General features: G+C 69.0%; 7 protein-coding genes. 6 read left to right on the top strand and 1 reads right to left on the bottom strand.

All coding sequences use genetic code 11. The annotated features are described in order from the left end of the window. The first annotated feature begins 138 nt into the window (after positions 1-138). A complete protein-coding gene (locus tag AB0E62_RS39345; RefSeq protein WP_362205743.1) occupies positions 139-786 on the top strand; it encodes a hypothetical protein in 648 nt (215 codons plus the stop codon). A gap of 209 nt (positions 787-995) precedes the next feature. Here AB0E62_RS39345 and AB0E62_RS39340 read toward each other — a convergent pair whose 3' ends face one another. Continuing rightward, positions 996-1724: a hypothetical protein gene (locus AB0E62_RS39340; protein WP_362205740.1), complete on the bottom strand. Its 729-nt coding sequence runs from the start codon at positions 1722-1724 to the stop codon at positions 996-998. Positions 1725-2275: 551 nt separating this feature from the next. Between AB0E62_RS39340 and AB0E62_RS39335 the strand changes: the two genes are divergently transcribed. The 5 genes from AB0E62_RS39335 (at position 2276) to AB0E62_RS39315 (ending at position 10843) form a co-directional block, all read left to right on the top strand. Beyond that, positions 2276-3859 (top strand): hypothetical protein, encoded by a 1584-nt coding sequence (locus AB0E62_RS39335; protein WP_362205737.1) that lies wholly within the window; start codon positions 2276-2278, stop codon positions 3857-3859. Then, positions 3856-4620: a hypothetical protein gene (locus AB0E62_RS39330; RefSeq protein ID WP_362205735.1), complete on the top strand. Its 765-nt coding sequence runs from the start codon at positions 3856-3858 to the stop codon at positions 4618-4620. Before AB0E62_RS39335 ends, AB0E62_RS39330 begins: the two co-directional genes overlap by 4 nt. A 1-nt stretch (position 4621) precedes the next feature. Beyond that, entirely contained in the window at positions 4622-9268 is a 4647-nt protein-coding gene (locus AB0E62_RS39325) for a hypothetical protein (protein WP_362205732.1), read from the top strand. Next, on the top strand, positions 9265-10350 hold the full coding sequence (locus AB0E62_RS39320; protein ID WP_362205729.1) for a hypothetical protein: 1086 nt from the start codon (positions 9265-9267) through the stop codon (positions 10348-10350). The genes AB0E62_RS39325 and AB0E62_RS39320 overlap by 4 nt, the downstream gene beginning before the upstream one ends. Before the next feature lie 328 nt (positions 10351-10678). Further along, entirely contained in the window at positions 10679-10843 is a 165-nt protein-coding gene (locus AB0E62_RS39315; protein WP_362205726.1) for a hypothetical protein, read from the top strand. The last annotated feature ends 486 nt before the right edge of the window (positions 10844-11329 follow it).

Genomic DNA, 11329 nt, shown 5'->3' with positions numbered 1-11329 from the left:
CTGACGACACGACCAGGGCACTCGGCGGCCAACAACATGGGGGGTCAGTTTTCAGAGACTCGCCGGGGGTCAGATTTCAGAGAGCGTTGACAGCAGTCCAGGGCCAGCTTCACCGGTCGCCGAACCGTGGTGGTCGACATGCTCGAAATCGGCGCCATGCACGGCAGCTTGACGATGCGCGCAGGCCGGGACGACGGCCAGGTTATCTGCATCGTCCTGCCCGCACCGGTACTCCCGAGCTTCATGGAGAACCTCGCGCACGCCCGTCTGGACGCAGAGGAAGAGTACTGGCGCGTACTCCACCACGTCACCTCCTCCACACCGGTGAACGGCCCCGGCGGCATCCCGCGAGCCGTCGAGAAGTGGCTGCTGGCGCAGAACTGGAGCGGTGTGCTCGCCGCAGCAGCAGACGATGCGCCCGACTCTCTGGCTCTGATCACGCACGTGGGGCACATCGGTCTGCGGCTTGCGCCCCCGTACACAGTCGGCAGGGCGTTGGCCGTCTTCGACCCACTGCAGTTCCAGCGGCTGGAACGGAACCTGCTTCATGCCTGTCGCACAGCGCACGAGCAAGCGGTGAACAGTACTGTCCATCCCCTCGAGACAGCCGCCCTGGCCCTGCGCCACATCTCATCTCAGCCCTGGCCGCCTCCCGTGCAGCCCGCACTGCCCTCTCAGGAGGAGGCTGCCGCATACATGCGGGGAAGGTACGAGGCGTTCCAGCGCCGCTTCCCCTACATCCGTGCGGACGGCAACACATTGAATCTACCCTCCGAAAGCCTTTGAGCGACGGAGGAGTGACACTGTGGGCGCGCAGGCGACCTCGCAGTCGGCGGTGGCGCGTCACCAGAGTGTTCGGCCCGGGACTTTCACGGTGGCCAGCGCGCTGAGGCTGCCGGCTGGGGACCCATCCCGTGAGGTGACGGCGCCACCGCCCGTGAGCGTCGGCGCCGTCACGAGCTTGCAGAGCACAGCCAGGGGCCGGTGCGGCCGGGTCAGATATGGATCATGTTGGGACAGGGGCAGTGGGAGCAGGGCTCGCCTTCTCCAGGCGTGCCGGGGTGACAGCTCCAGTCGTGCCCGCACTCACACAGCAGGCCGCCCACCGACGCGGCAAAGGAACACACGTTGCACGCCGCACTCGTCGGCTGCGGGCTGGACGGCTTGGCCATGTCCAAGGCAGCAGCGTGTTCAAGGAGTTCCCGGGGCAGAGCGGAGCGCCCCTGGTTGAGGATGATCTCGGTCAGTTCGTGGTCGATCCATTCCTGGGCGGGGTTGTCCGCGTGCATCATCAGCCAGCTACGAAAGGCGGGAGGCGCGCCGGCAAGCAGCTCGACATCCCCCTGGCTCGCCTTCTCCAGGAGGGAGGAAAGACGCCTTGCCAGTTCGGCGCCGAGGGCCACGTTGTCACCTGTCGCCTTACGGACCTGAAAGCAGACGCCAGGGAATGCCAACGGCGATACGAAGTGATGGTCGGGCATGGAGAACGGCTCCACGCCGGCCAGCGTCGGCTCGTGCCAGGGACACTGCTTGGCCAGCCGGGTGATGAACCACTCTCTGAAGGCGAAGGGGTTGGCGGTCTGGCTGGACCAGCCCCACTCCGCGACGCAGCCGCAGAGGTGCTCCAGCGGTGTCCAGTTGACCGTCGCAGGCGTCCGCTTGCTTCCGACGCCCCGTCCTCCTGTCTGATTGCCATGCGGCTTGTTCTTCTTGACGCGTCCCATTGCCATCCCCTGTGGTCATAGGGCGCCGGTCCGGCCGGGCCCGCTGCTGTACTCCCGGTGGTCTAACGACCCCGCCGTGAGGCGGGCAGCACATACGACCTTCCTTCGCTACTTCGTGTGGTTGTCGAGCGTTCGGCCGGTCACGGGCGAGGGCCCCGCATGGCGGTTCAGGCATGGGGTTGCTGACCGCTGGGCCGGGCGGGACCGGCGACGGCGCGTCAATCTCGCTCCTTCGCGGCGTTGACCCGAGCGGACGGGACACGGCAAGGCCCGGCACACAGGTGCGGATCGATGGCCTGCCATGTCGCGGCTATCTGAGGCACGCGGGCTACCGCCGGAGTCCGCGGCAGCTCCAAGCGTGCCTGCCCGAGTGCTTACGCATGAATCTGCCCTGTTCAGGGACCTGCAACGGTTTGAAGATCACCCGCGTGGCTGTCAGCCACCATAATGAGAGCGTTACCCCTTTTTCACCCTGATTGTCACAGGCAGGTGCTGCACTCTTCGCCACGACCCGAAAGCGATCATTTCGCCATGTAAAGGTGGTTCTCCTCTTGGTTGACGATCTCGACGGCGCGGACCGGCTGCTGGACAGCGAGGAGCGGCAGCTGCTGGCCGCGGCTCCCGGCCCCCGTGACACGGGCGGGTGGAAGTCGCTGGTGTCCGACCCCGGTTTCGTGCGGCGCAGTACGGTCCTGGCCCGCTCCAGCCCGCTGCACCGCCTGGACCTGAGACAGGCGTGGCAGCAGTTCCCGGCCGACGTGTACGACCCTCGGACTCTGGCGCTGGCGGCGCTGGAGGCGGTGATGCACCAGCAGGGCCTGGACCAGGAGGCGACCACCAAGGCTGTGGTGGAGTTCCTGGTGGATCTGGCCCGTGACGCGGCACCGGCCCGGGACGGTGACGAGCACGAGGCCGTGGCCCGGTTCGTGCTGCGAGAACTCCTCAACGACCAGCACGGCGGCATGGACTTCGCCGTCGCCTACAGCGACTACCGGCAGGGGCACTGCCGGCAGGAGCTGGGGGTGCGGCTGCTGAGCGAGGAGATCGGGCGGGACGGGCGGGCGGTGCTGCGGGCGAGTGTGCCGGCGATCAATCTGCTGCTGGCCGGGATGGACGTCGATGTGGAGGACCACCAGGCGGCGAAGGACGAGATCCTGCGCCGCCAGGTGCGTACCGGGCGGTGGGGCCGGGCGGAGGAAAGCGCCGGGGAGAGCCTGAAGCTATCGCTGGCGTACGCGGAGCGGATCCGGGTGGTGCTGCGGGAGACCGAGCGCGACGTGCGGGCCGTGGACTGGGGACGTCACGTGCCGGATCTCCTCGACGCGGCGCGCAGCCACCTGCTCGAGCGGCAGCGGGCCGAGCAAGGGCTGATCGAGCTGATGCGCACGGCACGCGACGGGATCAAAGAGAGCGATGTGCTGCTGACCTGCATGCGCATCCTGCAGCTGCTTCAGCGAGCACATCACCGGCACTCACAGCTGCTCAAGGAGGTCCTGGGGGCTCGGTCGACGTTCCTGCAGTCGCAGGCCCAGCAGCGATTCCGTCCGATCCCCCAGCTGTCGAGGGTGTCTCTGCAGGGCGATGTGTTGCTGCCGTTGCTGGAGCTGGGCGCGGCGGAGGCTGCTGAGGTGACCGAGGTGTTCACCGATGCGCTGAGCGGGCCGGTCGTGGCGCGTCTGCCGCGGCTGCGGGACTGGTGGAGCCTGCTGCTGGCGCCGGTGCGGGAGAGCGGTGGGACGTTCGAGGACGACGAGGTCGTCGAGCTGACGGACGACGATCTGATGGCGGACGCAGCGGGTCACAGTGATCTCGACTATGCGCAGGCACGCAGGGTGCTGGCGCAGGCTCTGGCCGGGCCGGTCAGGTTGTCGCAGTTGCTGGCCGATGCTCTGCAGTTCGGTCCGGCGGTGGCCGACGTTCTCGCGCTGACAGTGCTGGCGGCGTTCGCTCCGGATCCCGAGCGCGACGACGAGGAGGGCGGTGTGCACGACCTGTCGGACCTGCTGGGCGAGCAGCTGGTGGTCCTGGACGACGGCGCGTGCTTCGACGACGGCCTCTACGGCGGCAGCGATCTGCTCGTCGTTCCGGCTCACTCCCTGATCGAAGAGGAACTGCTCGAGGAGGCTGCGGCATGAGCACGGTTGCGGCTCTGGAGGATCTTCAGGACGCGGCGGAACTGGTGCGGTACGGGTGCCGGCCCAAGCTGCGTCCGCTGGCCGACGCACGCTACCGGGATCTCCTGCAGCGCTACCGGATGGACAAGACCTTCCGGGACAAGGTCGAGGCGATCAGCCAGGGGCTGGGTGCGCAAGTGATCGCCGCACACCCCCAGGAAGGTCTCGTCCTGCATGCCCAGGACGGCGGGCTGTTCACCTACCGGCTCAAGGACGACCTGAAGCGGTCGGCGCAGCAGCGCCTGGTGCTCGGGCTGGTGCACGTCGCGATCGCGGCTCGCGTGTATCCGACCGAGCACGACCTGGAAGACGAGACGGTCAAGCGCATCAGTGTCGGCGAGGTGGACGCCTTCCTGCGACACCTGGTGGAGCAGCTGAGGGAGGCCTCGAAGGGAGAGGACGGGCTGCCGATGCCTGAGCCAGCCGTCGATGCCGTGTGGCGGATGTATGACAGGCGCCCGCCGGCGAAACCGACCGCGGGAGGACACGGAGTCACGCAGACGAGCACGCAGAGCGTGATCCGCGAAGCGCTGGAGTGGCTGGTGCACCAGGGCATGGCGATGCCGGCGGCGGAGTTCGGCGCCGGGCACTACCGGCTGCTGCACAGGTTCCGGCTACAGGTCGGTGAAGCGGCGGCGACGCCGGCATTCGAGACCTTGCGCGACATCCGGCGCGCCCAAGACGCAGACACCGACACCGACACCGACACCGAGGAGATGTGACATGCACCGTCTGCGACGTCTGCAGCTGGTGAACATCGGGCATGCGGCTGCGGGGTTCAAGTCGCTGGTCCTGGATCTGACGGGCGGCGTGAGCCAAGTGGACGGCCGAGTGATGCCGGCCGTCGACGTGATCTTGTGGCTGCGCAACGGCGGCGGCAAGTCGAGCCTGCTGTCGCTGATCTTCAGCCTCTTCCTGCCGGCGAAGGGCGACTTCATCGGCCACAAGAAGGGCAAGTCCCTGGCCGACTACGTGCCCGACCAGAAGGTCTCCCATGTCATCGCCGAGTGGGAGGACACCTCCCTGCCCCGTGGGGGCCCCGCCCTGGTCACCGGAGGGGTGTACCAGTGGCAGGACGGGCACCGGCCCGCTGACGTGGAGACCGGCTGGGAGCTGCTGGTGCGCCGCTGGTATGCCTTCCGGCCGCTGCCGGGACTCCTCGACCTGGACTGCCTCCCGGTGCGTACCGAGGGTGGGCAGCTGACGCAGAGCGCGTTCCTCAAGAGGCTGGCCGACGCGGGCAAGGCACAGCGCGGGCTGCATCTGCGTATCGCCAAAGACCAGACCGAGTGGCGCACGCTGCTGTCCGATCTCAGGCTCGACCCGGCTGTCCTGCGGATCCAGCGGGACATGAACCGGGAGGAGGGCGGGATCACGGAGCTGTTCCAGTTCTCCACCTGTGAGGACTTCGTCGACTTCCTCATCGATCTGGTCTGCGACCCGCAGGATCCCGCAGTGGTCCGCGCGTCTTTGGAGGAGACGGCGGCCAAGCTGGCGCGGCGTCCCGGCCGGGAGAGGGAGCAGGGTTTCCTTGCCGCGGCCCTGCTGGCGCTGAAGCCTGTCACCGAGCACAGCGCCCTGGCGGCCGTACAGCAGGAGACGCTCACGCAACAGGTGCGGGTGGCCCTGCGTGCGGCGGAGCACTTGTCCGACCGGGCCCAGATGCTGGGAAGTACGGCGGCAGCGGCCGCTGCACAGGCCACCGCAGAGCAGGCGGCGGAAGCCGACGCCAGGAGGCATGCCGCGCAGGAGGAGCGGCGCCTGGTGGTGCTGGCTCGGCACGCCGCGCAGTGGGCCGCCGACGACGCCGGCACGGAGCTGGGACGGTGCGAGAAGAAGGCAGCCGAGGCCCAGCTGGCCCATCAGGCGTGGGAGCTGGTGGACACGGTGCTCGAACTCGATGCCCAGCAGCAGGAGGAGCGGCGTCTCAGACAGCTGCTGGAACGCCAGGACGTACGGCAGGCCCCGTTGCACGAGGCGATGCAGGCCGCGGGAGCGGCGCTGCGGGACAGGCTGTCCGGTGCCGTCGAGGAGTTGACCGGCGAGGTGGCACAGGCTCAGCAGAAGAGCGAGGAGGCGGCTGCCGAACGCCAGGCGGCGGAGGACGGCCACGCACAGGCGGCGAAGGCACAGTGGCAGGCGAAGGACCGGCTGCGCCGCGCCTCCGAACAGCTGGCAGCTGCGGAAGAGGCCGTCGAGAGCGCCCGCCGGGACGGGCTGATCGAGCCCCTGGAGAATCCGGGCGACGCGCTGACCCGCTGCACGAACGAGCACACTGCTGTGGGCCAGCGGCTGCAGGACCACCGCGTACGGCAGGCAGCTTCGATGTCACTGTTCTCCGGTCTGGCAGAGCAGCAGGCGGCCTGCGCCGTACAGCTCGCGGCGGCTCATGAGCGCCACAGCGCGCAGTGGGACCGGTTGAGTTCTCTGCAGGCCGACAGGCGCGAACTCGCGTCCGACCGGCGGCTGCTGGAGCTGGCCTGCGCCGAGCCCGGGACCGTGCTGGATCTGGACCAGGTGGCTGGGGACCTTCTGAATCTGCTGGCAGCGGCCGGGCAGCAGAGCGATGCTCTGATGCTGCAGGAGCAGGTGGACGGCGTCGACGACCGGCGTGCGGTGAAGGCACTTCAGGATGTCGGCTTCCTGCCAGCTCCGGTGGAGGTCGAGCGGGCGGTGGAACGTCTGCGGGTGCTGGGCGCTCCTGCGGTGTCGGGACTTCAGTTCCTGCGGGAGGTGTTCCGTGCCGACGAGCACGCCGCGGTGGTGGCTGCCGTGCCTCACCTGATCGGCGGTGTGGTGGTGTGCGGGCCGCTTCCCGAGGGAGAGGACCTGACTACGCTCGCGCAGCGTGCGGGTGTCACGGCGTCGGTGATCGCGGTGGGTGAGGACCATCAGGCGCGGCAGGCGATCGCAGTGGCTGCCGGCGCGGGCACGGTGGTGCTGCCCGTTCACCCGGGACTGCTCGAAGCGGACGCCGCTGAGCGGGAGCAGTTGCGGCTGGAACACCGGCTGGAGGGGCTGGAAGGACGCGTACGGGATCTGGTCCGTCGGCGGGAGTCGGATGCTGCGCTCGCACGCCGGCTCCAGGCTCACATGGACGTCTTCGGTGCCGGTCCGCGCGAGGGGCTCGAGGCGGCCGTTGCCCGTCTGGAACACGAGGCCGACGCCCTTCATGAGAAGCACCGTCTGCTGAAGGAGCAGGCGCGGCGTGCGCGTGAGGACGCGGACGCGCTCGGGCCGGAGATTGATGGCCTCACCGGGCGGCTGGTGACGCTCACGGATCTTCTTCCCCGGGTGCGGGAGCTGGCCGAGGCGCATGAGCGCGTGATGCCTGTCTGCCGGGCGGAGATGGAGCAGGCCCGCCAGGCACTGCCGGTACACACCGCGGACATGTGCCGGTACACGCAGGCTCGCGAGGAAGCAGAGGCCCGGCAGGGCGCGGCTCGTGACCTGCTGCGGCGGCTTGAGGAGCGTCAGCGGCGCCATGCCTCGGAGATCAAGCGGCTCGATGCCGACCTCCCCGCCGGCTGCGGTCACGCGTTGAGTGCCGCCGAGCTGGCCGCGACCGCTGTGGAGACCCTGCGCAGCCGTTTCGATCAGGCCCGGCGGGACTGGGAAGGTGAGATCGGGGACGCAGGCCTGCGGGCGCGGGTCGAGGGCTGTGCCATGCGGATCACGGAACTCACCCGGACTCTCGGTGCCAAGCCCGGGGAAGTCTGTGCCGAGGCTGAGCAGCTCGCGCGTTCCCCCCACGCGGGCGAGGCGGAGGATCGCTCCAGGAAGCGGGCCGAGGCCGAGGCGGCCAAGGAGACGGCCATCGAGCGTCGGGGGGTGGCCAGAGAGGCGAAGCACAAGGCCGACACGGCGTGGCAGGAGGCATCAGCCGCGGTGGAGGCACTCGACCCTCCCTACGACGCGCGTGCCGACCAGGCAGGCCCGTTCCACACGGCCGCCGGCGCCTTCAAGGCCCTGGCGGAGGTCCAGGGCTCTGTCAAGCGGGCGCACGCGACGGCCCAGGAACACCAGCTGAAGGTGCGAGACCTGCACATCGCCGCCGAGAAGGCGAGGGGCGCAGCGCACCGGGTAGCCCGATGCGCGCACGGGGTGAAGGACACGGCCGGCCGTCACCGCGACCCGGTGCACGACGCGGCGCCGGACCACGCCGGTGCCGCGCAGCTCGACGCCCAGCTGTTCGGCCTTGTCGAGCAGTTGCAGATCGGCACCTCCTCGTTGTCCTCTGTCTCGCCCGAACAGGCCGAGGCCTTGGAGGAGGCGGTGACCGGCTTGGTCGACGCTGCGGCGAAGGCCCACGACGACGCCCGCAGGAAGCTGGAGAAGTCGGTGCGCAAGGTGCACAGCCTGGCGCAGGACCAGACGCACCGCGACGTGGTCGAAGGCCGGCTGCTGGAACGGCTGCTGAACGATCTGTCCCACCCGGCGCGGCTGGCGGAGCTGATCGAGGAGATCGATCTGCGGGAGAAGGTCGTCCTCGGTGAGCTGGCCGAGCTCGCTGACGACCAGCTGATGGTCGTGCAGACCTGTCTCGCGCTGGTGAGGACAGTCCTGGACGACGTCCAGCAGGTGGCCCGCCATTCCCGGCTGCCGCAGGGGCTGGGAAGTTGGTCGGGGCAGCAGTTCCTCAGCCTAGAGATCCGCCACCTGCCCGACGACGAGGTCCTCGCCCGCAGGCTGTCGACCGAGATCGACCGCATGACCGCCGTCGCCGGAAGCACCGCGGCCAAGGCCACGGCCCTGCCGGACGCCATGACACTGACCAAGGAACTGGTCCTGGCCGCTCTCGGCGGGCGCGGCAACGTCGTCGCGAAGATCATCAAGCCGACGCAGTCCCTCGACATCGTCCAGCGCAACTCGGTCACTCAGATCCAGAAGTTCAGCGGCGGCGAGCTGCTCACCGTGTCGGTCCTGCTGTACTGCACTCTGGCCCGGCTGCGCGCGGCCAAGCAGGGCCGCAAGGCATCGGGAGGCGTGGGCACCCTGGTGCTGGACAACCCGTTCGGGAAGGCGAACTACGCGCCGTTCATCGGCCTGCAGCGCAAGGTCGCCGCGGCCCACGGCATCCAGCTCGTCTACACCACGGGATCGAACGATCTTCCCGCGCTGGAACGCTTCCCGCTCATCATCCGCCTGCGCAACGGCATCGACGCCCGCACCCGCTCGCAGTACGTGCAGATCGCCGACCGCTACGGGGACGCCGTCAGCCGCGGCATGCAGCACGCCTACGACGACGGCATCACCTCCGCGCGCCTGCACCGCCACAGCGCCCAGGACACCGGGCAGGAAGATGCCGGCCCGGGCATCCCGCACCAGAGCGGTGAGACCGAAAACGGCGACACGGAGGGCGACGAGTGACACCGGCCGAGCACATGACCGCCTTCCTCGCCGGCCAGACTCGCAGCCGCATCGGCTTCGACCTGCTGGCGCAGGCCGCCGACGCGGGCGACTCCAGCCTGCCCACCTCTGTGCTGCGGCGCCGGATCCTCGCCGGCGCCGCAGCACAGCTCGCCGGCGCGGGCATCCTCCGGCTGCCCGCCGCCGGCGGCCGGGGCTGGGACCTCAGCGCCGAACCCCCACTCCCCCTGTGGGTGGAACGGCTCGCCCCCCGCCAGGCCCGCGCCCAACGGCCCGTCCCTCGGGCCTGGGTCGAGCCCCTCGCCTTCGCCGCACATCTGCCGCTGAGCCGGGCCGACCTCGAACTCCTCTCCCCCATCAACGACCACCTCCGCGACCACCCCGACGCCGAACCCGTCCCAATTCCCGAACGCTCCTACGAGCTGTACGGCGACGAGAAACGCCTCGCCCGCATCACCACCCACCGCCTCGTCACCGCGGGCCTGCTGAGCATCACCGACCACCTGCGGGCATTCCCCTCCCCCGCGCCCCTGGCGATGTACGAGCTCGGGCCCGCACCGTGGATGCTGATCGTCGAGAACAGCGCCGCGTTCACCAGCCTGCGCCGCATCCTCAGGGGCTGGCCCAGACGCCAGGAGGTGGGCTGGCTCGCCTACGGCGGAGGCGACCACCTCGTCGCCTCCCTCACCACCTGCCTGGAGACTTTCAAGGAACGCGAGCACCCCATCGAGGAGCTGCTGCTGTACACCGACCTCGACCTCGACGGCCTCGAATGCGCCCAGCAGGCAGCCGAACGAGCCCGCGCAGCCGGCCTGCCCCTCCTGGTGCCGGCCGCCGGCCTGTACGGCCCGCTCCTGACCCGGCCGCCCCGTGCTGTTCCAGTCGCAGACGCAGGCCGCATCCGAGCAGCGGCAACCTGGCTTCCCGAGCCTCTGGCTGCGAAGGCCTGCGCGCTTCTTACACAAGGAGAAGTTCTCCGGCAGGAGGCTCTGCCCAAGCCCCGGCTGGAACAGCTGCTGTGCCCCGACCAGACGTTGCTGCCCCAGTTGCGGGGGCAGCAAAGCAGTACCGCAGCCTGCTGACAAGCCACAGGAACGGTCCCGAACACGGGGCTCCAACGACTGCGACGATGCGCCTGCATTCGGCCAACTTCGAGCAAGTCACAGTGGGACACAGCGAGACACCATGAGACTCAACCGGACACTGCCGGACACTCACGGACGATGGCCGGCAGTGGCCGAAGCATGTGGGGTCGAGGACGGTTGCCGTTTTGCCGGGCCCCGCATGCGTCACACTCCCCCGTATGCCGAGCTTTCAGAGAAGGAAGGCGATCGGTGACGCCCACGAACAGCGCGTCACCCAGGAACTCAACCGCCGCGGCTGGCATGTCAGCCCCTGGGGCAGGGAGTCATGGGCGAGCCCGTACGGCTCGCCCTGCACCACACCACCAGCTCGCTGCGCTGGACACCAGACCTCATCGCCGCACAGGGCCGCCAGGTCGTCCTGATCGACTGCAAGAGCCGCCGGAGACGGCGAGGGCGCGGACCGCGCCTCGCTCAAGCTGACTCGCGCTGACCGCATAGCCCTGCGCGCGGGCATGCTGCATCAGTTCCTGATCAGCCTTGCTGGGTTTACTTCGAGGCATGCACAAGACGCTACGAAGAACACCACGACAGCTTCCGCACCCACCGCGCGGGGGTCTATCTACCGACACGCTGTGCTTAGTGTTCTCAGCGCCTCTCATGCTCCTGGCAATCTGGGCTCGTCACCAGCAGCTTGTCGGCAGGAGGCGGATGACTGCTTCCTCTCAAAAGCCCCGCTTTGGCTGCTGCGTTCCCCTTGCCAAGCAGCTTCGGGACGCAGAAGAACCGGTATGGGACCTCGTGGCGGCCGAGCCGGAAGCGCACCCGGAAGCGAGATGAGTGAAACGTATGATGCCACGGGCAGAGGTCGGTTAGCGTTGCTTTAAGACACCATCTCATTTGGCTGCCTGGGTAGGCTGTCGGCCGTGGTGGGGATCGTTGAGCGGCTGGTGCCGGACGAGTTGTGGGAGCTGTTCCA

It is taken from the genome of Streptomyces sp. NPDC038707, from assembly GCF_040636485.1.
Lineage (GTDB): Bacteria > Actinomycetota > Actinomycetes > Streptomycetales > Streptomycetaceae > Streptomyces.
This window is presented reverse-complemented; position numbering and strand designations above follow the sequence as displayed.